Source organism: Microbacterium sp. HMH0099 (assembly GCF_049384025.1).
Taxonomy (GTDB): Bacteria; Actinomycetota; Actinomycetes; order Actinomycetales; family Microbacteriaceae; genus Microbacterium.
This window is the reverse complement of record NZ_JBMRJR010000001.1, coordinates 654,970-679,617: the sequence shown is the minus strand read 5'-3', so window position 1 is coordinate 679,617 and position 24,648 is coordinate 654,970. Positions and strand designations below refer to the sequence as shown.

22 protein-coding genes are annotated in these 24,648 nt (G+C 71.6%); 9 read left to right on the top strand and 13 right to left on the bottom strand.

All coding sequences use genetic code 11. The features are described from left to right. Positions 1-86 precede the first annotated feature (86 nt). Both argG and ACO03V_RS03005 read right to left on the bottom strand, forming a co-directional pair. Positions 87-1,529: an argininosuccinate synthase gene (argG, locus tag ACO03V_RS03010; RefSeq protein ID WP_367733930.1), complete on the bottom strand. Its 1,443-nt coding sequence runs from the start codon at positions 1,527-1,529 to the stop codon at positions 87-89. Between the two features lie 71 nt (positions 1,530-1,600). Beyond that, entirely contained in the window at positions 1,601-2,269 is a 669-nt protein-coding gene (locus ACO03V_RS03005; protein ID WP_367733931.1) for a peptidylprolyl isomerase, read from the bottom strand. Between the two features lie 160 nt (positions 2,270-2,429). Between ACO03V_RS03005 and ACO03V_RS03000 the strand changes: the two genes are divergently transcribed. Continuing rightward, positions 2,430-5,291 carry an immunoglobulin-like domain-containing protein gene (locus ACO03V_RS03000; RefSeq protein ID WP_423136563.1) on the top strand — a complete coding sequence of 954 codons (2,862 nt, stop codon included), beginning with the start codon at positions 2,430-2,432 and terminating at the stop codon, positions 5,289-5,291. 46 nt (positions 5,292-5,337) lie between these two features. Here the strand turns inward: ACO03V_RS03000 and ACO03V_RS02995 are convergent, their stop codons facing one another. Together ACO03V_RS02995 and ACO03V_RS02990 are read right to left on the bottom strand one after the other, a co-directional pair. Beyond that, on the bottom strand, positions 5,338-5,613 hold the full coding sequence (locus ACO03V_RS02995) for a hypothetical protein (RefSeq protein WP_423136562.1): 276 nt from the start codon (positions 5,611-5,613) through the stop codon (positions 5,338-5,340). A 104-nt stretch (positions 5,614-5,717) separates the two neighbouring features. Further along, positions 5,718-6,434 carry a Pr6Pr family membrane protein gene (locus ACO03V_RS02990; protein ID WP_423136561.1) on the bottom strand — a complete coding sequence of 239 codons (717 nt, stop codon included), beginning with the start codon at positions 6,432-6,434 and terminating at the stop codon, positions 5,718-5,720. 109 nt (positions 6,435-6,543) lie between these two features. On the opposite strand from ACO03V_RS02990, the gene ACO03V_RS02985 reads away from it, so the two are divergent. Then, positions 6,544-7,830 (top strand): adenylosuccinate synthase, encoded by a 1,287-nt coding sequence (locus ACO03V_RS02985; RefSeq protein WP_387055041.1) that lies wholly within the window; start codon positions 6,544-6,546, stop codon positions 7,828-7,830. A 1-nt stretch (position 7,831) separates the two neighbouring features. After that, complete coding sequence (locus ACO03V_RS02980) at positions 7,832-9,034, top strand: lactonase family protein (RefSeq protein ID WP_423136560.1); 1,203 nt, start codon at positions 7,832-7,834, stop codon at positions 9,032-9,034. 15 nt (positions 9,035-9,049) lie between these two features. On the opposite strand, the gene ACO03V_RS02975 is transcribed toward ACO03V_RS02980, so the two are convergent. Continuing rightward, the gene (locus tag ACO03V_RS02975; protein WP_423136559.1) at positions 9,050-10,174 is read right to left on the bottom strand and encodes an AI-2E family transporter; all 1,125 of its coding nucleotides are present in this window, start codon (positions 10,172-10,174) and stop codon (positions 9,050-9,052) included. Between the two features lie 82 nt (positions 10,175-10,256). Here ACO03V_RS02975 and ACO03V_RS02970 point away from each other — a divergent pair, with 82 nt between their 5' ends. From ACO03V_RS02970 to ACO03V_RS02955, 4 genes are all read left to right on the top strand, one after another. Then, positions 10,257-10,562: a chorismate mutase gene (locus tag ACO03V_RS02970; RefSeq protein WP_367733938.1), complete on the top strand. Its 306-nt coding sequence runs from the start codon at positions 10,257-10,259 to the stop codon at positions 10,560-10,562. 440 nt (positions 10,563-11,002) lie between these two features. Next, on the top strand, positions 11,003-12,292 hold the full coding sequence (locus ACO03V_RS02965; protein WP_367733939.1) for a quaternary amine ABC transporter ATP-binding protein: 1,290 nt from the start codon (positions 11,003-11,005) through the stop codon (positions 12,290-12,292). Next, the gene (locus ACO03V_RS02960; protein ID WP_423136558.1) at positions 12,292-13,293 is read left to right on the top strand and encodes an ABC transporter permease; all 1,002 of its coding nucleotides are present in this window, start codon (positions 12,292-12,294) and stop codon (positions 13,291-13,293) included. The genes ACO03V_RS02965 and ACO03V_RS02960 overlap by 1 nt, the downstream gene beginning before the upstream one ends. A gap of 131 nt (positions 13,294-13,424) precedes the next feature. Beyond that, on the top strand, positions 13,425-14,330 hold the full coding sequence (locus ACO03V_RS02955; RefSeq protein ID WP_423136557.1) for a glycine betaine ABC transporter substrate-binding protein: 906 nt from the start codon (positions 13,425-13,427) through the stop codon (positions 14,328-14,330). A 65-nt stretch (positions 14,331-14,395) separates the two neighbouring features. Here the strand turns inward: ACO03V_RS02955 and ACO03V_RS02950 are convergent, their stop codons facing one another. Beyond that, positions 14,396-15,139, bottom strand: coding sequence for a YqjF family protein (locus ACO03V_RS02950; protein WP_423136556.1), 744 nt, complete (start codon positions 15,137-15,139; stop codon positions 14,396-14,398). Positions 15,140-15,186: 47 nt separating this feature from the next. On the opposite strand from ACO03V_RS02950, the gene ACO03V_RS02945 reads away from it, so the two are divergent. Then, complete coding sequence (locus tag ACO03V_RS02945; protein WP_423136555.1) at positions 15,187-15,447, top strand: DUF3253 domain-containing protein; 261 nt, start codon at positions 15,187-15,189, stop codon at positions 15,445-15,447. A 184-nt stretch (positions 15,448-15,631) separates the two neighbouring features. Here the strand turns inward: ACO03V_RS02945 and ACO03V_RS02940 are convergent, their stop codons facing one another. Together ACO03V_RS02940 and ACO03V_RS02935 are read right to left on the bottom strand one after the other, a co-directional pair. Next, complete coding sequence (locus tag ACO03V_RS02940; protein ID WP_367733946.1) at positions 15,632-16,357, bottom strand: hypothetical protein; 726 nt, start codon at positions 16,355-16,357, stop codon at positions 15,632-15,634. Between the two features lie 23 nt (positions 16,358-16,380). Further along, positions 16,381-17,376, bottom strand: a complete 996-nt coding sequence (locus tag ACO03V_RS02935; protein WP_423136554.1) for a hypothetical protein — start codon at positions 17,374-17,376, stop codon at positions 16,381-16,383. A gap of 124 nt (positions 17,377-17,500) precedes the next feature. On the opposite strand from ACO03V_RS02935, the gene ACO03V_RS02930 reads away from it, so the two are divergent. Then, positions 17,501-17,821 (top strand): YciI family protein, encoded by a 321-nt coding sequence (locus tag ACO03V_RS02930; protein ID WP_423136553.1) that lies wholly within the window; start codon positions 17,501-17,503, stop codon positions 17,819-17,821. 137 nt (positions 17,822-17,958) lie between these two features. Here ACO03V_RS02930 and ACO03V_RS02925 read toward each other — a convergent pair whose 3' ends face one another. The 5 genes from ACO03V_RS02925 to ACO03V_RS02905 all read right to left on the bottom strand — a co-directional run bounded on the left by ACO03V_RS02925 (position 17,959) and on the right by ACO03V_RS02905 (position 24,514). Continuing rightward, on the bottom strand, positions 17,959-18,099 hold the full coding sequence (locus tag ACO03V_RS02925; protein ID WP_367733950.1) for a hypothetical protein: 141 nt from the start codon (positions 18,097-18,099) through the stop codon (positions 17,959-17,961). Between the two features lie 31 nt (positions 18,100-18,130). Continuing rightward, positions 18,131-20,482 (bottom strand): phosphoribosylformylglycinamidine synthase subunit PurL, encoded by a 2,352-nt coding sequence (purL, locus tag ACO03V_RS02920; RefSeq protein WP_423136552.1) that lies wholly within the window; start codon positions 20,480-20,482, stop codon positions 18,131-18,133. A gap of 201 nt (positions 20,483-20,683) precedes the next feature. After that, positions 20,684-23,005: an FdhF/YdeP family oxidoreductase gene (locus ACO03V_RS02915; RefSeq protein WP_423136551.1), complete on the bottom strand. Its 2,322-nt coding sequence runs from the start codon at positions 23,003-23,005 to the stop codon at positions 20,684-20,686. Between the two features lie 58 nt (positions 23,006-23,063). Next, entirely contained in the window at positions 23,064-23,951 is an 888-nt protein-coding gene (gene fdhD / locus ACO03V_RS02910) for a formate dehydrogenase accessory sulfurtransferase FdhD (protein WP_367733954.1), read from the bottom strand. A 74-nt stretch (positions 23,952-24,025) separates the two neighbouring features. After that, positions 24,026-24,514, bottom strand: coding sequence for a DUF1990 family protein (locus tag ACO03V_RS02905; RefSeq protein ID WP_423136550.1), 489 nt, complete (start codon positions 24,512-24,514; stop codon positions 24,026-24,028). Between the last annotated feature and the right edge of the window lie 134 nt (positions 24,515-24,648).

Below are 24,648 nucleotides of genomic sequence, written 5' to 3'. Positions count from 1 at the left end.
CGAACCATCGCCTGTCCCCGCCGCAGCGGACCGCGGAAACGACGAAGCCGGCGGCCCCGAAGGACCACCGGCTTCGCGGGTACGGGTCAGTCGGTGCCGGTGTCGAACGCGGCGGCCTCGCCCGCGGCATCCGTCTTCTCCGCCAGGCGCTCGCCGGCGGCGTCGAGGGGAGCGGCAGGCTCGATGATCTCGCGCGCGCCGCCGGCGGCGACGTCGCCGACGAGCTCGCCGGTCGGACCGCCGATGAGGCCGAGCGAGGCGTACTGCTCGAGACGCGCGCGCGAGTCGGCGATGTCGAGGTTGCGCATGGTGAGCTGGCCGATGCGGTCGACGGGGCCGAAGGCGGCGTCGCCGACGCGCTCCATCGACAGCTTCTCGGGCGAGTAGGACATCCCGGATGCCACGGTGTCGAGGATCGTGTAGTCCTCCCCGCGGCGCAGGCGCACGGTGACGGAGCCGGTGATCGTCGACCCGACCCACTTCTGGATGGACTCGCGCAGCATGAGCGACTGCGGCTCGAGCCAGCGGCCCTCGTACATGAGGCGACCGAGACGGCGACCCTGCTCGTGGTAGGTGGCGAGGGTGTCCTCGTTGAGGATGCTGTTGACGAGGCGCTCGTAGGTCAGGAAGAGCAGCGCCATGCCGGGGGCCTCGTAGACGCCGCGCGACTTGGCCTCGATGATGCGGTTCTCGATCTGGTCGCTCATGCCGAGGCCGTGGCGACCGCCGATGGCGTTGACCTCGCGGACCAGCTCGACCGGGTCGTCGTAGCGTGTGCCGTTGACGGCGACGGGGCGGCCGGCCTCGAACTCGACGGTGACGTCCTCGGTCTCGATCTCGACGGCGGGGTCCCAGAACCGGACGCCCATGATGGGCTCGACGATCTCGAGCGAGACGTCGAGGTGCTCGAGCGTCTTGGCCTCGTGGGTGGCGCCCCAGATGTTGGCGTCCGTCGAGTACGCCTTCTCGGTGCTGTCGCGGTACGGGAAGTCGTGGGCGACGAGCCACTCGCTCATCTCCTTGCGCCCGCCGAGCTCGGTGACGAAGTCGGCGTCGAGCCACGGCTTGTAGATGCGCAGGGCCGGGTTGGCGAGCAGCCCGTAGCGGTAGAACCGCTCGATGTCGTTGCCCTTGTAGGTGGAGCCGTCGCCCCAGATGTCGACGCCGTCCTCCTTCATGGCGCGCACGAGCAGCGTGCCGGTGACGGCGCGGCCGAGGGGCGTGGTGTTGAAGTAGGTGCGACCGCCGGAGCGGATGTGGAACGCGCCGCAGGCGAGGGCGACGAAGCCCTCCTCGACCAGGGCCGTCTTGCAGTCGACCAGCCGGGAGATCTCGGCGCCGTACTGCGTGGCGCGGCCGGGGATGGAGGCGATGTCGTCCTCGTCGTACTGTCCCAGGTCGCCGGTGTAGGTGCACGGCACGGCGCCCTTGTCGCGCATCCACGCGACGGCCACCGAGGTGTCGAGACCACCCGAGAACGCGATGCCGACGCGCTCGCCGACGGGAAGGGACTGCAAGACCTTGGACATGCCCTCGATTCTATTGGGGAGGGATGCCGCCCCCCGACCCGCCGGACGGGACAAGGCGCGACGGGCCGGCGTCAGCCGATCGTCACGCCCGTGATCGTCACCGCGTCGGCCGGCGGACCGTCGGGGCCGCCCGTGCTCGTGCCCGCGGCGGCGATGCCCTGCACCACCGCGAGACCCTCGGGCGAGAGCTGCCCGAACACGGTGTAGTTCGGGTCCAGCTGCGTGTCCTCGTAGACGAGGAAGAACTGCGAGCCGTTGGTCCCCGGACCGGCGTTGGCCATCGCGACCGTCCCCGCGGGGTAGGTCTCGGATCCGTCGAGCTCGTCGTCGAACCGGTAGCCGGGTCCGCCGGTGCCGGTGGCGGTGGGGTCGCCGCACTGCAGGACGAAGATGCCCTGCGTCGTCAGGCGGTGGCACTGGGTGTCGTCGAAGTACTGCTGCTCCGCGAGGGAGACGAAGCTGCCCACCGTGCACGGCGTGCGGTCCGCGTCGAGGGTCATCGCGATCTCCCCGGCGGAGGTGTCGAGCGTGACGGCGACGTCGCCCGCGGGAAGGTCGTCCTCCGCGGGTGGCGTCACCTCGACGGAGGCCTGGCCCGACGCCGGGTACGCGCACGTCGACGCCGGTGTGCCCGCACCTCCGCCGTTCGGCGCGGCGGCGTCGGGGGAGGCGCCGGCGCAGCCGGCGAGCGCGAGAAGGGCGGAGGCGGTCAGGGCCGCGGAGAGCAGACGGGGGCGCACGTCGTCCAATGTACGACGTCAGGCGGCATCCACCACCCCTTCGCGGATGGGTGTTCCGTCGCTCCGCGGCGCGTTCGGCGACCTCTGGACGTCGGACGGCCCGGCCAGTATGTTAGCGAGAACAAAACCCGTGACAACGTCGTTTGGGGAAGAAGCCGTCATGCCATCCCGCCATCGCCGGCGCCTGTTCGCCGGCACCGCGCTCGCTCTCGCCGCCCTGCTGTCCTCGTTCGCGACCGTTCCCGCGAACGCGGACGAGACGGTGTCGGTCCCCGACGGACTCATCGCCCGTTACGCGCTCGACGAGACGCGCGGCAGCACGGCGGCCAACTCCGCTCCCGGCAGCACGATCGGTGCGGGCGTGGTCGAGGGCACTCCTCAGTGGGACACGGTCTCCGGCGGCTTCGTCTTCTCGGGCGGGCCGAACGGCAGCGGCAACGCCATCCGCCTGCCGAACGACATCAACCGGGGGCTGACGTCGATCTCGGTCGACTTCGACGTGTGGATCTCGCCCGAGCAGATGAACTACTACATGATCTACGCCATCGGCAATCGCGCACCCAGCGGTGCGGGCGAGCGATACCTCTTCGGATCGGGTGACTCGTTCCACACGGTGATCACCCCCGGCGGCCAGTCGCAGGAGATCAATATCCAGCCGCCGGGAAACCCCACGCTCGCTCGCGGCGTGTGGAAGCACATGACCTACACCCAGACCGGCACGACCGGCGTCCTGTACGAGGACGGGGTGGAGCGCACGCGGAACACCCGCGTGACGACCACTCCTGCCGACCTCGGCTCGACCGTGCTCAACTACCTCGGGCGCAGCGTCTACGCGTGGGATCCGTCCTTCCAGGGCAAGCTGCGCGACTTCCGCATCTACGATCGCGCGCTCACCGCCACCGAGGTGACGACGCTCTCCACCGACGTGCTGACCGAGGCGACGACCCTGGATGCCGCGGCGATCGATCTCGGCGATCTGTCGGCGGTCACGCAGCGGCTCACGCTGCCGGTCCGGGGCGCGAATGCGACGACGATCACCTGGGCGACGTCGAACGCGGCGGTCGTCTCCGCCGCGGGAGACGTGACACGCGGGGCCGAAGGCGCCGCCCCCGCGAGCGCGACCCTGACCGCGACCGTGGAGCGTGGCGGGCAGATGACCCAGCGCACGTTCCTGGTCACCGTCAGTCCGCGGGACGATGCGGCCGACGCCCGCCAGGCCGTCCAGGCGATCGCGGTGCCCCGTCTCGACGACATCCGCGAGAACATCACGCTGCCCACCCGGAGCGGTACGGCGACGGTGAGCTGGGCGTCCTCGATGCCTGACGTCATCGCCGTCGACGGCGTGGTGACCCGACCCGCGAACGGCGCCGCACCGGTCGCGGTGACCCTGACGGCGACGGCCCGCGTGGGTGCGGCGACCGCGACGCGCTCCTTCCCCGCCACGGTCATCCCCGCGCCGCCCGCCGATGAGACCCGCGCCTACCTCTTCCCCTACTTCACCGGAGAGGGCTCGCCCGAGGACGAGAAGATCCGGTACGCGGTGTCGAAGGGGAACAACGCCCTGGACTGGGTCACGGTCAACGATGACGAGCCCGTGCTCGAATCGAACCTGGGGGAGAAGGGTCTGCGTGATCCGTTCGTCATTCGTTCGCACGAGGGCGACCGCTTCTACATGCTGGCGACCGACCTGAACGCCTATCGCACCGGTTTGGACGGCTCGCAGGTCTTCGGCAGCCGCCACATCGAGGTGTGGGAGTCGACGGACCTGGTCACCTGGAGCGAGCAGCGCCACGTGCTGGTCTCGGACGCCGAGGCCGGCAACACCTGGGCGCCGGAGGCGTACTACGACGAGAGACGCGGCGAGTACGTGGTCTTCTGGGCGTCGAACCTGTACCCGAGCGGCAGCGCCGACGTCCCGCGCGACCCGTGGTCGAACTACAACCGCATGATGTACGCCACGACGCGCGATTTCGTCACCTTCAGCAAGCCCCGGGTGTGGATCGACGAACAGCAGCCCGGCGCGGGCAACGGCACGATCGACTCGACCGTCATGGCCGAGGACGGCTGGCTCTACCGGTTCACGGTGACCGAGTCGTCGAACATCCCGCGAGTGGATCGGACGAAGGACCTCACGTCCCCCATCACCCCGAGCAACAACCCCTGGAAGGGCGCTCAGGGGAGCGCCTGGGAACCCCGGCAGTCCGCCGTCGGCTTCGGGCAGACCTACGTCGGGACCTCGGGACGGTCCATCTTCTTCGACGAGGGCGAGGGTACGTCGCTGTTCCGTCCCAACACCGGCGACGTCAACGGCGATGACGGCGTGTACGCCTTCATCGACCAGGCTCCGTACTACGGCGGCGACGGCTACGTGCCGTTCAAGGCCAGCAGCCTCGCGGCCGGCGACTGGACGATCGTCCAGGACCGCAACCTGCCCCGCTCGGCACGCCATGGAACCGTGCTGCCGATCACCGTCGGCGAGTACGAGGCCATCCTCGAGCGTTATCAGCCCGACCGCCTCATCTCCGCGGCCGACGTCGCCGTGAGCACCCTCCCCGGCGTCGTCCCGACCCTGCCGGAGACCGTGTCCGCGGTCCAGGGCCGGGGCACCGCGTCCGAGCGCGATCTCGGTCCGACGGCGGTGGCGTGGGAGGGCCTGGATGCCGCGTCCCTGACGGCCGGCGCGACGGTCACCGTGCGCGGAACGCTGGCCGGGCACGGATTCGTCGAGGCGAGGGTGGACGTGCGCGACGTGACGGTCAGCGTGACGTCGCGCTGCGTCGCCCGCAAGGTCTCGCTCGTGACCCAGGTGCGCAACGGGGAGGACGCACCCGTGACCGTCGAGGTCGTCACCCCCGCCGGCGCGCGCAGTCTCACCGTCGCGCCGGGGGCCCGTTCGTCCGTCGCCTCGACGACCCGGATGGGGAGCATCGCGGCGGGAGACGCCGCCGTGTCGGTGTCCCCCGCGGGGGGCGGCGGCACGGTCACGACGGGCACGGTGGCCTACGCCGGGAGGACGTGCTGAGGGAGCCGTGGCATCCGGGGGCGGTCCCCCGGAGGTCCGTCGGCGATCACATGCCGCCCCACCACCAGCCCGAGAGGATGTAGCCGCCGGCGATGAGGATCAGCACGACGATCCAGCCGAAGAGGGCGATCGCGTTGAGGGCGATGCCCCAGCCGGACATCGTGCGCGCCTGCGGCTCGCGACCGCGTGACTTCACGCCGAGGATGAGGCCCACGAGCGGGGCGATGAAGATCCACCCGGCGATCAACGAGCAGATGCCGAGGACGAAGCTGGCGGTCGCGTAGGTGGTGCGGCCGGTGACGGAGGGGTTTCGATTGGTCATCCCGGCAACGTAGGACGTCTGCGGGACGACATCGTCCGGCCCCCGGCTGATCCCCTGCGCCCGGGGAATGATCCGCGGTCCGCCGAGGGACGACGGTTCCCCGGTCAGGCCGCCCGTGCACGGGGGGAGGGGGAGACCCGGATGCCACGCCTCCGGCCGACCGCGACCACGCCGACGGCCACCACGACGATGCCCACGGCGATGCCGACGATGTAGGGGATCACGCTGCCCCAGCCACCGTCGTTCGGGTCGAGGAACGGGTACGGGTACCAGTACGGCAGGCCGTTCGTCGGGTTCGTGATGAGGGGTGCGCGCAGGAGGGTGTAGGCGATCCAGACGAGGGGGAAGGCGGCCGCGCCGACGGCGGCGCCCCACGGCAGACGGCGGCGGTTCGGGCCGACGAACAGGTCGATCAGCAGGAAGAGGGGCGCCCAGACGTGCATCACCTCGTTCGACCAGCCCACCGTGTCGGGGCCGATCGAGATGGCGCGGAGGAGGGTGTTGTACACGACCCCGGTGATGACCATGTACGTCGTGACCCAGGCGAGGGCGGACGCGATCGCCGGCGGCTCGGGGGCGACGCGCCGTCCGCGACGCAGGAACCAGACGGCCGCCGCGACGAGCACCGCGGCCGAGGCGGTGTTGGACAGGATCGTGAAGTAGCTGAAGAAGTTGGCGACCGTCGTGGGCATGTCCCGCCCCTCGGCGGCCGCGTTGGTCGTCGTGGACAGGAACTGCGCGACGATGGCGGCGACGATGAGCGCGGCGATCGCGAGGCGGGCGACACTCCACCCGGTCGCCCACCCACGGGACTTATACATTTCACCAGGGTAGGGAGGCGGCATCCCGGATCCGAGGGGTTGCGGCGGGGGTGTCGGCGCCTCTCGATAGGATGGGGTGTACCGCCCGGAACACACGCGAGGAGCGCACATGCCCGGAATCGTGATCGTCGGCGTCCAATGGGGAGACGAGGGCAAGGGCAAAGCCACCGACCTCCTCGGGGAGCGCACCGATTGGGTCGTCAAGTTCAACGGCGGCAACAACGCCGGCCACACCGTCGTCATCGGTGACGAGAAGTACGCGCTGCACCTGCTGCCGAGCGGCATCCTGTCGCCCGGGGTGACCCCCGTCATCGGCAACGGCGTCGTCGTCGACCTCGAGGTGCTCTTCAACGAGCTCGAGGCGCTCAACGCGCGCGGTCTGGACACCTCGCGACTGAAGATCAGCGCCAACGCGCACATCATCACGCAGTACCACCGCACGCTCGACAAGGTGACCGAGCGGTTCCTGGGCAAGCGGCAGATCGGTACGACCGGCCGCGGCATCGGCCCCGCCTACGCCGACAAGATCAACCGCGTCGGCATCCGGATCCAGGACCTGTTCGACGAGAACATCCTGCGCCAGAAGGTCGAGGGCGCCCTCGACCAGAAGAACCACCTGCTGGTCAAGGTCTTCAACCGCCGGTCCATCACCGTCGACGAGATCGTCGAGGACCTGCTCTCCTACGCCGAGCGCGTGCGGCCGATGGTCGCCGACACCGGACTTCTCCTGAACGACGCCCTGGACGCCGGCGACGTCGTCGTGTTCGAGGGCGGGCAGGCCACCATGCTCGACGTCGACCACGGCACCTACCCGTTCGTCACGTCGTCGTCGGCCACCGCGGGTGGCGCGTCGACGGGCTCGGGCGTCGGCCCCAACCGCCTCGACCGCATCGTCGGCATCGTGAAGGCGTACACGACCCGTGTCGGCTCCGGTCCGTTCCCGACCGAGCTCTTCGACGAGAAGGGCGACTGGCTGCGCTCGCGCGGCTTCGAGTTCGGCACGACCACCGGCCGTCCGCGCCGCGTCGGCTGGTACGACGCCCCGATCACGCGCTATGCGACCCGCATCAACGGCATCACCGACCTCGTGCTCACCAAGCTCGACATCCTCGGCGGCCTGGAGCAGATCCCCGTCTGCGTCGCGTACGACGTCGACGGGGAGCGGTACGACGACCTGCCCGTCAACCAGACGGACTTCCACCACGCGAAGCCGATCCTCGAGTACCTGCCCGGGTGGAGCGAGGACATCTCGAACGCGCGCACTTTCGCGGACCTGCCGCAGACCGCGCAGGACTACGTGCTGGCACTCGAGGAGATGAGCGGCACGCGGATCTCGGTCATCGGCGTCGGTCCGGCGCGCGACCAGGTCATCGTGCGCCACGACCTCATCGACTGACGTGCGCTTCTGGGTCGGCGCGTACGCGCCCGCGACCGGCTCCGCCGAGGGCATCGGCGTGCTGCAAGCGGGGGACGTCGACTCCGCGTGGGCGTCCGGCCCGCTCGGCATGGTCGGCACCGCGGTGGCTGCACCGGGATCCCCGTCCTGGGTCGCAGCGCACCCGGTGCACGACATCCTCTACGCCGCGCTGGAGTCCGACGGCACCGTGCAGGCATACCGGCGCACCGGCGAGGCGCGGCTGGGGCCGATCGGCTCCGCGGTGCCCGTCGGAGATGCGGTCTGCCACATCGCGGTTTCGCCGGACGCGTCGTTCCTCATCGCGAGCTGCTGGGGTGACGGCCGCGTCGTCCGCATCGACCTCGACGCCTCCGGGCGTCCGTCGTCCACGCCCGTCGTGGCCCCGGCGGCCACCGACCCCTTCGGGTCGACGTCGAACGGCGACGAGATCGCGACGGGAGCGACGGTGTCGGGGGCGGCCGTCCCCGATCTCGCCGCGGCCGCCCGCGCCCTCCGCGAGGCCGCGGGAGAGGAGTTCTCCCACCTCGTCCCCGCCTACGACGCCGTCCCCGAGACCGACGCCGAGACCGAGGAGGCGCGTGCCGGCGTCCGCGTCTCCCGTGCGCACGAGGCGATCTTCCTCCCCGGCGGCGTCGTCGCCACGACCGACATGGGCTACGACCTCGTGCGGTTCTGGCGACCCGGCGGGGGCGGCCTGCGGCTCCGGCAGGAGGTGGCGCTGCCCCGCGGCAGCGGCCCGCGCCACGGGCTGTGGCATCCCTCCGGTCACCTCTACGTCGTGACCGAGCTCAGTCGCGAGGTGTTCGTGCTGGCTCCGGATGCCGCCGGCTCCTGGCGCGTGATCTCGGGCGTTCCCCTGCTCGGGACGCTGGAGGACGACACGGCGGCCGAGCTCTGCGCGAGCCGCGACGGGTCGGTGCTGTACGCCGGGGTGCGCGGCAGCGACACGGTCGGCGTCCTCGCCGTCCGCGGCGCCGGGGAGGCGCTGCAGCTCACCGCGCTCGCCGAGGCGGGCACGCACTGGCCCCGTCACCACGTCGTCGTCGACGACACGCTCCTGGTGGCGGGCCAGCTCGCGCACGAGATCGTCTCGCTGCCGCTGGACCCCCGCACCGGCGTCCCCGGTCGCGTGCGCCACCGCACGCCGTCGCCGTCGCCGACGCGGCTGCTCCCGATGCGCTGACCGGGCGGGCGAGCCCTACTTCTTGGCGTCCTGCCGCGGGATGATGATCTGCGTGACGATCAGCAGGAGGGACGCGGTCACCGGGATGGCGACGAGCGCCCCCAGCAGACCGAGCAGCGTGCCGCCGACGAGGGCGCCGATGACGACGAGCGAGCCGGGGATCGAGATCGTGCGGTTCATCACCCGCGGCGTGAGGAGGTATGCCTCGACCTGCATATAGACGAGGTAGACGCCCGCGAAGATCAGTCCCGACACCGGGCTGACGATGAGGGTGAACAGGGTCGCGGTGATCCAGAAGAGCACCGAGCCCACGAGCGGGATGAGCGTGATGCCGAACGCCAGTGCCGCGAGGAGCGCGGCGAACGGCTGCTGCAGGATCGTCAGCACGATGAAGGCGAACACCGCGTTGCACAGGGCGAGGACGACCATCCCGGCCAGATATCCGCCGACGGAGTCCGCGATCTGACCGGTCATGTCCGCCACCGTCGCGCGACTGCGCGCGGGCGTGAGGCGCACGAGCGAGTTCTTGATGCGGGGGAGGGATGCCAGGAAGTACAGGCTCAGCACCAGCACGATGATCGCGCCCGAGATGCCCGTCGCGATGTCGACGCCGACCTGCAGCAGCCCGCCGCCGATCGCGGCGATGTTGGCCGGGTTGGTGACGAACCCCTGGATCTCGGTGAGCATGTCGCCGAGGCTGTCGCCGAAGTTCGTCTCGACGAACCGGACGGCGTCGCTGTCGATGACGTCGTTGACGAAGCTCGGGATGTCGCTGACGAACTGCTCGATCTGCCGCACGACGGGCGGGATGAGGATGTAGAGGGACCCGGCGAGGATGAGGGCCAACCCGCCGAAGACGATCACGATGCCCCAGGCGCGCTTGACGCCGTGCCGCACGAGGAAGCGCACGACCGGGTCCAGCGCCAGAGCGACGAACAGCGCGATCGTGATGTAGATGAGCACCGTCGAGAGGTTGCTCAACGCCAGGCCGAGCAGGATCGCGGTGAGGCCGCCCAGGGTCAGGAAGAACCCCGCGGCGTAGGGTCGCGACAGCGCCGACCACATCGGCCGGTCGCGGGTGGTGGTCTCCCCGGCGGTCGCGCCCTCGGCGGTGGGATCGGGGCGCGTCGTTCGACTCATGGTCACACTGTAGGGCGCGCCCTCCGCCGGTCCGGCCCCCTGGCGCGCGCACGGTAATGTCGGACCGATCTCGGGAGGACTCATGACCGACGCCGACCCCACGACGATCCTTCAGGGTCTCCGCGGCAGCATCGACAACATCGACGCGGCCCTCATCTTCCTGCTCGCCGAGCGCTTCCGCTGCACCAAGCAGGTGGGTGTGCTGAAGGCGCAGCACGAGATGCCCGCCTCGGACCCCGTCCGCGAGGAGCAGCAGATCGCCCGGCTGAAGCGTCTGGCCGCCGAGGCCGACCTCGATCCGGAGTTCGCCGAGAAGTGGTTCAACTTCGTCGTCGCCGAGGTGATCCGGCACCACCGCACGGCCGCGGGCGACACCGCGGCCGGCTGAGCCCGCCGCCGCCCGGCGTCGACCGCCGTCCCGTCGACCGCGATGGCGCGACGGGGGCGCGGCTCGGTGGGGTGGCATCCATCGTCCGGGTCACCACGACACGCCCGAGCCGACATCTGCGATGCCCGACGGAGCCGCCCGCCGGGCGCATGGCACGCGGGCGCGCGTGCCACGATCGCCGCGCTTCTGCAAGCCGAGGTGCGATTTGCCAGCCGATCCATGGGCGGCAATGCTGGATGAGGCCCTTTCGGGCCGTTCACCCGACCAGTCCGCGGTCGCCGGTGCCGACTCGGGGGAGTCGACGCGGCGGGCGTACGGTCGGTGGCCTGGGCGCCGGATCCGACATCCTGCGCCGACGCGCACGCCCCCGATCGTGCGCCGACGGCCGCCACCCGGGCGTGACCGATGCGGCTCCTCCAGCGGCCGCCGAGGTACGCACAGTGACCCATCCGCCTGCCCTCGAGGCGAAGAACCTCTACAAGGTCTTCGGCCGGAACCCCCAGGCCGCCGTCGAGAAGCTCCGCGCGGGCGCCTCGCGCGACGAGATCGCCGACGCCGGGACCGCCGCTGTCATCGACGCGAGCTTCTCCGTCCAGCCGGGCGAGATCTTCGTCATCATGGGCCTGTCCGGCTCGGGCAAGTCCACCATCATCCGCATGCTCAACGGCCTGCACGACGCGACCGCCGGCACCGTCGAGGTGCAGGGCGATCCCATCACGGACGTCGCCCCGGGCCGTCTCCGCTCGCTGCGCCGCGACCGCATCGCCATGGTCTTCCAGCACTTCGCCCTGCTTCCGCACCGCACGGTCGCCGCGAACGTCGCCTACCCGCTCGAGATCCGCGGCGTCGGCAAGACGGAGCGCCTGGCGAAGGCGCACGAGATCCTGTCGCTCGTCGGACTGGAGGGATGGGGCGACAAGCTGCCCTCCGCCCTCTCGGGCGGTATGCAGCAGCGCGTCGGCATCGCCCGGGCGCTCGCCGCGGACACCGACATCCTGCTCATGGACGAGGCCTTCAGCGCCCTCGACCCTCTCATCCGTCGGGAGATGCAGGAGCAGCTCCTCGAACTGCAGCGCACCCTGAAGAAGACCATCGTCTTCATCACCCACGACCTCAACGAGGCGATGTTCCTCGGCGATCGGATCGCGGTCATGCGCGACGGCCGGATCGTCCAGATCGGCACGCCCGAGGACATCCTGACCGACCCGGCGAACGACTACGTCGAGCAGTTCGTGCAGGACGTCGACCGCGCCCGCGTGCTCACCGCCGCGAACGTCATGGAGCGCCCGCGCCCCCGCGTCGACGCCTCGGCCGGACCGCGCACCGCGCTCCGCCAGATGCGCGACGCCTACATGTCGGCCGTCTACGTCACGGACCGCGACCGCCGGCCGCTCGGGATCGTCACCGACCGCGACGCCGTGAAGCTGGTCCGCGCCGGGGAGAGCTCCCTCGTGAGCAGGCTCAAGCCGATCCCGCAGAGCGTCCGCGAGGACGACGTGCTCATGAACCTGTTCGTCCCGTCCGTCGAGTCCCCGCTGCCGCTCGCCGTGCTGGACGCCGACGGACGCCTGACCGGCGTCATCCCGCGCGTCACGCTGCTCGCCGCGCTCGGCCCCGGACCGAACGCGACCGAGGAGATCACCGTGCTGCCCCAGCCCGTGCCGCAGGCCGAGATCGACGCGGTGCTCGCCGGCGAAGCCGCGGCACCCGAGACCGAGGCGGTGCGCTGATGGACGGGTTCCGCATCCCGGTCGGCACCTGGGTCGACGCCGGCGTGGACTGGGTCCGCGACAACCTCTCCGGCGTGCTCGACGCCGTCGCCGTGGTGGTCCGCTTCCTGGTCGGCGGCCTCAGCGACGTGCTGCTCGCCGCGCCGATCATCGTCGTGATCGTCGTCGCCGCGCTGCTGGCGTGGCTCGTCCGCTCCTGGAAGCTCGCCGTGGGCACGGTGGTCGGCTTCGCACTGATCCTCGCGATGGGGCAGTGGGTGACCGCGCTGCAGACCCTCGCCCTCGTGCTCGTCGCGACCATCGTCGCCGTGGCCATCTCGGTGCCCCTCGGCATCTGGTCGGCCCGCAACAGCACCGTGCGCGCGGTCCTCAAGCCCGTGCTCGACTTCATGCAGACGATGCCCGCGTTCGTCTACCTGATCCCCGCGATCACGTTCTTCAGCATCGGCGTCGTGCCCGGTGTCGTCTCCACGGTCATCTTCGCGCTGCCCCCGGGCGTGCGTCTGACCGAGCTCGGCATCCGCGGTGTCGACTCCGAGACGGTCGAAGCGGGACATGCGTTCGGGGCCACGCCCGGGCAGATCCTCCGCCGCATCCAGCTGCCGCTCGCCATGCCGACGATCATGGCCGGCGTCAACCAGGTCATCATGCTAGCGCTGTCGATGGCGGTCGTCGCCGGAATCGTCGGCGCCGACGGCCTGGGCAAGGAGGTCGTGCAGTCGATCTCCACCGTCAACCTGCCCAAGGGCGTCGAGGCGGGCCTCAGCGTGGTCATCCTCGCCGTCTACCTGGACCGTCTCACCGCGGCCCTCGGTAGTCCCGCGGAGCACCGGTCGTCGCTGCTCGGGACGATCGGGCGTCGCCGTGCCGCGCGCGCCACGACCACCGCGGCCGCGGCCCCCTCGGCGCCGCACGTCGACAGCGCGTCGGCGGATGCCGCCCGCGAGGCCGAGCGCGAGAAGGCCGCGCCGCGTCGGGCGCCGGTGTCGACGGGGCGCTGACCCCCCGGCATCCCGCCCCTCCCTCCCGTGGCGGGGTCGGTCCCGCCCGCCGGACCCGCTCCCGTGACGCGGGACGATCCCTCCCGCGCGGAGGCATCCGGAATCACACACGAAACGGAAGAGAACACAGCATGCAGAAGCGACACCTCACCGCGACCCTCGCCCTCGGCGCCGTCGGCGCGCTCACCCTCGCGGGCTGCGCCAGCGGCAACCAGGCCGACGGCGGCTCGGGCGACGGCGGCGACCGCGGCACGATCACGCTCGGCTTCCTGCCCTCGTGGACCGACGGCCTGAGCACCGCGTACCTGCTCGAGGACCAGCTCGAGAAGCTCGGCTACTCCGTCGAGATGCAGACCCTCACCGAGGCCGGCCCGCTCTACACCGGTCTCGCCCAGGGCGACGTCGACATCTACCCGTCGGCCTGGCCCGAGCTCACGCACAAGTCCTACATGGACGCCTACGGCGACGACATCGAGGACCTCGGTGCGTACTACGACAACGCGAAGCTCACGATCGCGGTGCCGAGCTACGTCGACATCGACTCCATCGAGGACCTCGCGGCGAACGTCGACCGCTTCGAGGGGCGCATCTACGGCATCGAGCCCGGGGCGGGCCTCACTGCGCAGACGCAGGACAGCATGCTCCCCGGCTACGGCCTGGACGGGCAGTTCGAGCTCGTGACGTCGTCGACGGCGGCCATGCTGACCGAGCTCGATAACGCGATCGCGGCGCAGGAGGACATCGCGGTGACCCTCTGGCGGCCGTTCTGGGCGAACGACGCCTACGACGTCAAGGACCTCGAGGACCCGCAGGGCCTCATGGGCGACCCCGAGGCGCTGCACTTCCTCGGCACGGCCGGCTTCGCCGAGCAGTACCCGGATGCCGCCGAGCTCATCGCCGGCATCCAGCTCGACGACGAGCAGTACGGCGCCCTCGAGGACCTCGTCGTCAACGAGTACGGCGAGGGCCGCGAGGCCGAGGCCGTCGACGCCTGGCTCGAGCAGTACCCCGACGCGTTCTCCACGCAGCGCAGCTGACCGTCGCGTCACCGAGACCCTCCCCGCCGTCCGCCCCCGGGCCCGGCGCGGAGGGTCTCGTCCTGTCAGCGGACGGAGGGATGGATGCCGCGGGCGGCCGAGAACCGCGTGATGAAGCCGGGGTGGCCCGCGGGCATCGCCAGCACCGAGTCGGGGGCCCGACCCGCGAGCCCCGGGAAGCCGGCGTCGGCGAGCAGGTCGTCGTCGAGCACGTCGATGTCGGCCGCGACGAGCGGCCACGGCTCGTGGCTGTTGGCGGCCCAGATGGTCCGGCCCAGGTGCCGCTCGTGGAAGCCCCACCGCGCCGTGAGGAAACGGGAGAGGGGCGTGTCGACCGTCTCCGTGCCGAGGGTGGCCCGGAGTCGCGTGCCCGCACGCGTCCCGCCGTGGCGGCGCGACCGGTACTCGATGCGCCGTCCCTCCGTGCGCACCCCCGCCCGCGCCCAGCGGTACGGGAGGCCGAACAGCGCGTGCGCAGCCAGGACCGGGGCGAGGTGCTCGGCCTCGAGCGTGCGGAAGACGACGCCGCGGCGCCCGTCGTCGTCGACCGCGTACGTGCGGACGTTGATCTCCGTGAACGAGCCGACGAAGGGCACCGGCGGCAGCGGCAGGAAGCGGAACTCGCTCAGCACGAACGGCACCAGGCCGACCCACGCCGAGCCGTCGTGGACGTCGGGGCGGGTCCCGGGCGGCAGCAGCGGAGCCACGTGGGCGGGGTCGACGCGCCAATGCGCGAACACCGCGCGGTTCCACCGCTGCGCGATGACGGCGCGGCCGGGCAGGTCGGGGGCGTGGCGTTCGGTGATCACCGGGTCATTCTGGCCCGGGCGGTCCGGTGCGGAGGGAGACTGGACAGGTGAGCGCGACGTCTGATGCGGACCCCCGGCTCGTGGCATTTATCCGCGAGCTGCTGGCCGCGCGCGACGCCGGCAAGACGATCTGCCCGTCGGAGGCGGCGCGCGCCGTCGGCGGCGAGGACTGGCGCGACCTCATGCAGCCGGCGCGCGACGCGGCCCGGGCCCTCGTCGACCTCGGCGAGGTCGAGGTGACGCAGCGGGGCGAGGTCGTCGACGTCGAGACGGCGCGCGGGCCCGTGCGGATCCGCCGCGCGCGGTAGCCGCTTGCCGCCGTCGCCGCGTCGCGCCGTCGCCGCGTCGCCGCGTCGCGCTGGCGCCGCGTCGCGCTGGAATCGGATCGGGGCGTCGGAATCGGACGCGGGAGCGGATACGGTCCGAATCCGCCGCGTTGGTCCGATTCTGGAGCGAGCCGGGCGGCGCGGCGCGGCGCGCGCCGGCCCGAGGTCAGACGGCGGGCTCGGGGCCCGCGGGGGTGCTGCGCTCGCGCGGGAGCTCGAGGGCGACCTTCTTCTCCAGCTCGTCGACCGCGGCATCCGACAGCCAGATCAGGCCGTCGAGCTCCTCACGCACGCGCTTGTAGGCCAGCTGCCGCTCGTGCGGGGTGGCGGCCTGGTCGATCGCGACCCCGAGCAACTGCTTCGCGGTGTCGAGGCGCTTGCGCTCGGCATCCGAGAACGCGGTGTCCTTCATCCGGCGGGCGTCGCGCTCGGCGACGTCGAAGGCCACCTCGTAGTCGGTGACCGCGTCGCGGTACTCCTTCAGCTGCTCCGCGGTGACGGTCTCGCCCGGCGCCGGACGCAGGTTGTCGGCCACCTTCTTCGCCCGCAGGAACGCGGCCGTCAGCGGCTGCCTCCCGTCGCTCATGGCGGGATAGGCGATGAGCTTGGACACGTCGAGCTCGTAGTCGAGCCAGCGGTGCGTGACGTCGTCGTGGGCCGCGGTGAGCCGGTCGACGGGCTGCGGTGCGATCGCGCTCGGCGGAGCTGCGGCCGGCGGGAGCTGTCCGCCCTGGGCGCGCAGCAGCTCGAGCTTCTCGCGATGACGGCGGCGGGCCCGGATCTCCTTGCGATTGTGCGCGGCGCCCAACCCTCCCATGACCATCCCGAACAGCGGGAAGGCGAGCCACCATTTGTCGGCGACGAACATCCAGAACTCGCTCACGGGCCTCATGCTACGCGCCGGGTCCGGAACGGTCAGGTGGTCGGCGGCTCCGGACGGTCGCGGCCGGGCACCGGCCACACGGGGTCTTCGGGGGTGGATGCCGAGGGGGTGGCATCCGGAGTCGCCTTCTTGCCCCGGCGGGTCGAGCGCTCCTGCCACTTCTCGGCGGCGACCCGTCCCATCGACTCCATCGAGCGGGCCAATGCACGCTGCGCCGTCTCGGCGAGGTCGGATGCCACCTGGCTCCAGGCGTCGGGGGTCGGCCCTGCCGGGTCGTGGGGCCGCCGGCCGCGGGCCACGCCCTCGGCGTGTGCGAAGGTGTGCGACACCCGCCGGACGGCGTCGCGGTAGGCGAGGAAGTCGCGGGGCGTGAGGCGTACGGTCACCGAGGCGGGGCGCAGCCACTGCGCGTGCTCGTGCGCCCGGAGGAACTCCGCGAGAAGCGGCGAGCGGGCGTCGGTCATCTCCGGGTGGGCGATCGCGAGGGCCGGGTCCGTCTCGTACTGCATCCACCGGGCCAGCACCGCGTCGTGCTCCGCGAGCAAACGCGCGACGGGGAGCGGCGCCGTGCCCGTGCGGATGGCCGGCAGCATCGCCTTGGCGGCGCGGACCCCCGCCCGCCGGGCGCGGACCTCGGCGGCCGTGGCCCGCAGCTCGCGCTGGGCGTCCTGCAGCCGGCGCCGGGCCGCGGCGACCGTACTGGTCCCGGTGCGCGCGGCGGCCGCGTCGGCCTGCGCGCGGACCACCTCGGCCTCGGCCGCCTTGACCTCGGCGCGTCCGCGGACGATCGCCTGCCGTGTCATCTGCAGGTCGAGGGTCGCGGCGTCGAGCTCGAGGCGCCGCGCCGCGTTCTTGCCGAGCGGTCGCGTCTGGGCGGCGCGGGCGACCCGGGCGGTCGTGCTTCGACCGGCCGGGAGAGCGAGGCGACGCTGCGATGCGCGCACTCCGACCCAGCCGAGTGTGCCGGCACCGGCCGCTGCGGGTCCGATCCACCACCACTCGGCGAGCATCACCAGGAGCGGTTCCACCCCTCCATGCTAAGCGCCGCCCCCGACACGGCGCCGGGAGTCCGGCCGGAACCCGTAGCGACGGCTCCTTCCGCGGCCGGGTGCCGGGTGCCAGGCTGGGCCGGAAGCGACGGGGGAGGTCGTCATGAAGGTCATGCTCCTGATGTGGTCCGACGGCAGCTATGCGGGCGGGGACGCCGACGAGGACTACGCGGCGTGGATGGAGTACGAGAAGACGCTGCGCGACGACGGGGTGTTCGCGGGCGCGGGGCAGTTCGCGGAGACCGACGAGGTCCGCGCGACCACGACGACGATCTCCACGCCGTTGGCGGATCCGCCCCGCCCCGCCGCGGGGCTGTCGGGCTACTACCTGGTCGACGTGGCCGACGCCGACGCCGCGGAGGACTACGCCCGCCGGGCGCCGCTGTACGGGTACGTCGAGGTCCGGCCGATCGCCGAGTACTGACGTCCGGCGCGGGACCTCGCAGAAGGCCACGGAACTCGCCGGGATTCGCGCCCGAACGGCGAGGTTCGCGCGGTCCTGCGAGATCCGCGCGGGGTCGGACGGGACCAGGGATGCCACGGGGTGGCATCCCTCCCCGGTCAGCCGAAGATGAGGGCGAACACCGTGGCGCCGCCGCCGGTGATGATGAGCGCGGCGATCACGACCCACGCCGTGATCTTCACCCGGCGCTGGCGCCGGTCGCTGAAGACGGTCATGTCGTCGTCGTCGTCGATGCTCACTCCGCGTCCTCTCTGCCGCTGCCCCGGAAGGTCAGGCGACGGGCTCCGACACGGTCGGCCCGAACACGGCGGGCAGCGTCTCGGTCGACAGGCGGCGCAGCTCCGACACCGGGACGGTGAACACGTCCTGGATCTCGAGGGAGGCCTCCACGCCCGGCTCGATGTCGGTGACGCCGATGCGCAGCACCGGGTAGCCGCGACCGTCGCACAGGCCGCGGAACTTCACGTCCTCCTCGCGCGGCACGCTCACGAGCACGCGGCCGGTGGACTCGCTGAACAGGGCGGCAGTGGCATCCACGCCGTCCCGCTCCATGAGCTCGGTGAGCCAGACGCGGGCGCCGACGCCGAAGCGCAGCACGCCCTCGGCGAGGGTCTGCGCCAGACCGCCGGCCGACAGGTCGTGCGCGCTCGAGACGAGGGACTGGGAGCCGGCGGCCTGCAGCAGCTCGGCGAGCTTGCGCTCCTGCGCCAGGTCGACCTTCGGCGGGCGCCCGCCGAGGTGGCCGTGGATCGTGCCCGCCCACTGCGAGCCGTCGAGCTCGTCGGCGGTGGTGCCGAGGAGGTACAGGTTCTCGCCGGCATCCTGCCAGCCGCTCGGGATGCGGGCGGCGACGTCGTCGATGATGCCCATCACGCCCACGACCGGGGTGGGGTGGATCGGCTGGTCGCCGGTCTGGTTGTAGAACGACACGTTGCCGCCCGTGACCGGGATGCCGAGCTCGAGGCAGCCATCGCTCAGGCCCTCGACGGCCTGGCTGAACTGCCACATGACCTCGGGGTTCTCGGGGCTGCCGAAGTTCAGGCAGTCGGTGACGGCGGTGGGCACCGCGCCGGTCACGGCGACGTTGCGGTACGCCTCGGCGAGGGCGAGCTTGGCGCCGGTGTACGGGTCGAGCTGGCAGTAGCGGCCGTTGCAGTCGGTCGCGATGGCGAAGCCGAGGCCGGTCTCCTCGTCCACGCGGATCATGCCCGCGTCGTCGGGGAAGCTCAGCGCGGTGTTGCCGAGGACGTAGTAGTCGTACTGGTTCGTGATCCAGGAGGTGTCGGCGAGGTTGGGGCTCGCGACGAGGGTCGTGAACTGGTCGCGGAGGGCCGCGGCATCCGTGGTCCGCTCCAGGGCCGCGGCGGTGTCGTCGTTGAGGGCGTCGATCCACGTGGGATAGGCGACGGGGCGCTCGTAGACGGGGCCGTCGACCGCGACGGTGGACGGGTCGACGTCGACGATGCGCTCGCCGTACCAGTCGATGACGAGACGGCCGTCGCCGGTGACCTCGCCGAGGACGCTGGTCTCGACGTCCCACTTGCCGACCACGGCGAGGAACGCGTCGAGCTTCTCGGGCGCGACGATCGCCATCATGCGCTCCTGGCTCTCGCTCATGAGGATCTCCTCGGGCGTGAGCGAGGGGTCGCGCAGCAGGACCTTCGACAGCTCCACCTTCATGCCGCTGTCGCCGTTCGCGGCCAGCTCGCTCGTGGCGCAGGAGATGCCCGCGGCCCCGAGGTCCTGGATGGCCTCGACGAGGTCGTCGCGGTACAGCTCGAGGCAGCACTCGATGAGCACCTTCTCGGCGAAGGGGTCGCCCACCTGGACGGCGGGACGCTTGGTGGGGCCGCCGTCGGCGAAGGTGTCGGATGCCAGGATGCTGGCGCCGCCGATGCCGTCGCCGCCCGTGCGGGCGCCGAACAGCACGACCTTGTTCCCCGCACCGCTCGCGTTGGCGAGCTTGAGGTCCTCGTGGCGGAGGACGCCGACCGCGAGCGCGTTGACGAGCGGGTTGCCCTGGTAGACGGCGTCGAACACCGTCTCGCCGCCGATGTTGGGCAGGCCGAGGCAGTTGCCGTAGAACGAGATGCCGCTCGTGACACCGTGCACGACGCGCGGGGTGTCGGGGTGGTCGATCGCGCCGAAGCGCAGCTGGTCCATGACCGCGACGGGGCGCGCGCCCATCGAGATGATGTCGCGGACGATGCCGCCGACGCCGGTCGCGGCGCCCTGGAACGGCTCGATGTAGCTGGGGTGGTTGTGCGACTCGACCTTGAAGGTGACCGCCCAGCCGTCGCCCACGTCGACGACGCCGGCGTTCTGGCCCATGCCCACCATGAGGCGGGTCTTCATCTCGTCGCTGACCTTCTGCCCGAACTGGCGCAGGTAGATCTTGCTCGACTTGTAGGAGCAGTGCTCGCTCCACATGACCGAGTACATCGCCAGCTCGCCGCTGGTGGGGCGGCGGCCCAGGATCTCGCGGATCTTGGCGTACTCGTCGTCCTTCAGACCGAGGGCGCCGTACGGCTGGTCCTTCTCCGGCGTGGCGATCGCGTTGTCGACCGTGTCGGCGAGGGCCGTGCGGTGGGCGGGTGCGGCGGATTCGGGTGAGTTGGTCACGCGGCTGAGCTCCAAGAATCGCGGGGGCCGGACGGCATCAGTCTAGTTGGGCGGTCGTCCGGGTCCGTGCCCGCGGGCTCGGCCGTCGCCGGAGTAGGGGCGTCGGCCGTCGCCGGATTCGGATAGGGGCGTCGGAATCGGATGCCGTGGCCGAAACGGTCCGAATCCGCGGCGCGGCTCCGAATCCGCGGCGCGCGCGGGTCAGGCCGTCTTCGCGATGCGCACGCGGATGTCCTTCATCAGCGGCTGGTCGCTCTGGCGGCTGTAGTCATCCGGCCCGAGGAGCACGTTCATCTCGGGGAAGTACCCGGCCGCGCTGCCGCGCGGGGTGTCGTACTCGAGTGCGCGGAACGCGGTGACGCTGCGCACCGACCCGTCGAGCGAGGTCGCGACGATGTCGACGAGGTCGCCCTCGGCGATCCCGCGTTCGCGCATGTCGCGGCGGTTCATGAAGACGAGCTCCCGGATGTTCCGGATGCCGCGGTAGCGGTCGTCCGCCGAGTAGATCGTGGTGTTCCACTGGTCGTGGGAGCGCATCGTCTGGAGGACGAGGACGTCGGCCTCCTCGGGGATCACGTTCGGCAGCTCCGCCCGGGAGAACTCCGCCTTGCCGGACGGGGTGCGGAAGTCGCGCTCGCGCGCCGGCTGCGGGATGCGGAAGCCGTAGCGCTGGCGCACGAGCTCGTTGAAGCCCTCGAAGCCGGGGAGCACCTCCGCCATCGTGTCGCGGATGCGGTCGTAGTCGGCGACGTACTCCTCCCACGGCGTCCGCGACGCGGGCATCGTCGCGCGGGCGATCCCGGCGATGATCGCGGGCTCGCTGAGCAGGTGCGGCGACGCCGGCCGCCGGGACCCGAGCGAGAGCATGACGGAGCTCATCGCGTCCTCGGTCGAGATGGACTGCAGACCCGACTCCTGCTCGTCGCGCTCCGTGCGCCCGAGGCACGGCAGGATGAGCGCGGCCTTGCCGTGGACGATGTGGCTGCGGTTCAGCTTCGTGCTGACGTGGACGGTGAGGTCGGTGCGCGACATGCCCTCGGCCGTCAGCGCGGTGTCGGGAGCCGCGCGGACGAAGTTGCCGCCCATGCCGACGAACACCTTCAGGTCGCCGCGGTGCAGCGCCGCCACCGTGTGCACGGTGTCCAGACCCGGCTCGCGCGGCGAGACGATGCCGCAGACCTCGTCGAGCTTCGCGAGCCAGTCCTCGGTCGGCTTGTGGTTGATACCGCACGTGCGGTTGCCCTGCACGTTGCTGTGGCCGCGCACCGGCGACGGACCGGTGCCCTTCCGGCCGACGTTCCCGCGCAGCAGCAGGAGGTTGACGATCTCGCGGACGGTGTCCACGCCGTGCCGATGCTGGCTCACGCCGAGGCACCAGCTGATGACCGTGCGCTCGGCGGAGAGGTACACGTCGGCGGCGCCGCGGATCTCGGCCTCGGTCAGTCCCGACTGCTCCACGAGCTCGTCCCACGACGTCGCCTCGACCAGGGCGCGGTACTCGTCGAGCCCGTCCGTGTAGCGGGCGAGGAAGTCGCGGTCCAGCGCGGTCGGATCGGTCTCGGACGTCTCGAACACGACCTTCGCCATGCCGCGGACGAGCGCGAGGTCGCCGCCGGGCCGCACCTGGAGGTCCATCGTGCTCGTCGGCGTCGCGTGGAAGGTCGCCATGTCGACGATCTCGTGGGGGACGATCGTGCTGCCGGACGCGGCCTCGCGCAGCGTGTTGACGTGCACGACCTGGGCGCCGCGGTCGATCGCCTCGGCGATGGTCGTGAGCATGCGGGGGGCGTTCGAGGCGGCGTTGACGCCCAGCACGAACAGCGCGTCGCAGGTCTGCCAGTCCTCGAGGTCGGCGGTGCCCTTGCCCGTGGCGAGCGACGCGGTGAGGCCGCGACCGGAGCCCTCGTGGCACATGTTCGAGCAGTCAGGCAGGTTGTTGGTGCCGAGCTCGCGGGCGAACAGCTGGTACAGGAAGGATGCCTCGTTGCTGAGGCGTCCGGAGGTGTAGAACGCCGCCTGGTCGGGGGAGTCCAGCGCCTGGATGTGGTGCGCGATGGTGCGGAACGCGTCGTTCCACGAGATGGGCACGTAGTGGTCGGTGTCGGCGTCGTAGGCCATCGGGCCCACCAGGCGGCCGGCGTCCTCGAGGTCGAAGTCGGTCCACTCGGCGAGCTCCGACACCGAGTGCGCGGCGAAGAACTCCTTGCCGACGCGCTTGTGCGTCATCTCCCACGTGACGTGCTTGATGCCGTTCTCGCAGATGTCGAGGGCGACGCCGCGGTCGTCGGGCCACGCGCATCCGGGGCAGTCGAAGCCGCTCTTGCGCTGGTTCATCGTGAACATCGCGCGCGTTCCCGCCAGCGGCAGGCGTTGCTTGACCAGCACCTCTCCGACCGTGATGGCCGCACCCCAGCCGGCGGCCGGGTGGTCGTAGGTCCCGCTGCTCGTCCAGGCCCCGGACGACCGCGGTCCGAGACCGCCCTGTCGCGGAACGTCCTTCATCAGACCGAACGCGTCACCCATGCTCACCCTCCGCTGGTCACGGCGCCGGGGTGGTGGCATCCATCCCCCGCATCCCGGGTCAGCGTACGCCCGGGAGGTCCGCCTCGGCCCGGGTTGCGGAACCGATGCCGGTCGTGTCCACGCGGTCGGCCCGGGTGTAGACGTTCATGCTGCCGTTGCGGACGAACGCGGCGACGGTGAGGCCGGCACGCTCGGCGAGCTCGATGGCGAGCGACGACGGCGCCGAGACGGCCGACAGGACCGGGATGCCGGCCATCACGGCCTTCTGCACGAGCTCGAAGCTGACGCGGCCCGAGACCTGCAGGACCGTCCCGCGGAGGGGGAGGCGGTCGTTGAGCACCGCCCAGCCGACGACCTTGTCGACGGCGTTGTGACGTCCGACGTCCTCGCGCACCACGAGCATCTCGCCCGTGGCGACGTCGAACAGCGCGGCCCCGTGCAGTCCGCCGGTCTTGTCGAAGACCTTCTGCCCCTCGCGCAGGCGGTCCGGGAAGGCTGCGATGTCGAAGGCGGACACCTGGATGCCGTCACTCGCGACATCGTGGGACGAGACCTTCTCGACCGCGTCGATCGAGGCCGTGCCGCACACGCCACAGGAGCTGGTCGTGTAGAAGTTGCGGGCGATATCGGGGGAGGGGAGGGCGACACCCGGGGCCAGGGTGAGGTCCAGCACGTTGTACGTGTTGCCGTCGGCCCCGCCGGTGCCCGGTCCGCCGCAGTGGATGGCGCGGGAGAACTCTTCGCCGCGGCTGATGACGCCCTCCGAGACGAGGAAGCCCGCCGCGAGCTCGACGTCGTGGCCCGGGGTGCGCATCGTCACGGCCAGCGGCGAGCCATGGACCCGGATCTCGAGCGGTTCCTCGACGGCGACGGCATCCGGTCGCTGCCGGTTCGCGCCGGAGAGCGTGATGCGGGTGACGCGGCGGGAGGCGGTCAGGCGTCCCATGAGCGTGCCGTCCTGGTGGCATCCATGGTCCCGACCTTAGCCCCGCCGGGAGGGGGGTCTGCCGGTGCCGCGGGTCAGGGGAGGGTCTCGAGGTACCGCCGGGTCGCCCAGGCCTGGACGAGGCGGCCGACGGGGGCGCCGATCCGCGTGAACCAGCGGCCGGGCGCCGAGAAGGCGACGATGAGGAAGGTCACGTCGCCGTTCTCGTGGAGGGTCAGTTCGAAGCGCTCCTCGCCCCGTTCGGGGTGACCGGGGAGCGTGCCGTACGCGAAGCCGGCGTGGTGGTCCGTGCGCTCGGCCCAGACGACCATGCACGGGGCGGTGAAGCGCAGCGGTCCGAGACGCAGGCGCATGTCGACGCGGGTCCCGACGCGCAGCGGCGTCTGCGACAGCGTGATCTCCGCCCCCGCGCGACGCTGCACCGCTCCGTGGAACAGCGCATCCGCCGCCTGCTCGAAGACGACGCGGCCGCGGCCGATCGTGCGGGCCCGGCGGAGGTGGTGATACCCGGACGGCAGCTCGCCGGCGGTCGCGCCGACCTCGCTGTACGTCAGGTCGCTCATGGCGCTCACGGTAGCGCGGGGTCGGGGGTCGCGGGGAGGACATGTCGGGAAGGGAGGACTTCTCACCGGCCCGACGTCCTCCCCTGGCGGCATCCCCTCCCGTCCCGCTCCGCGCCCGCACCTACGCTGGGGGC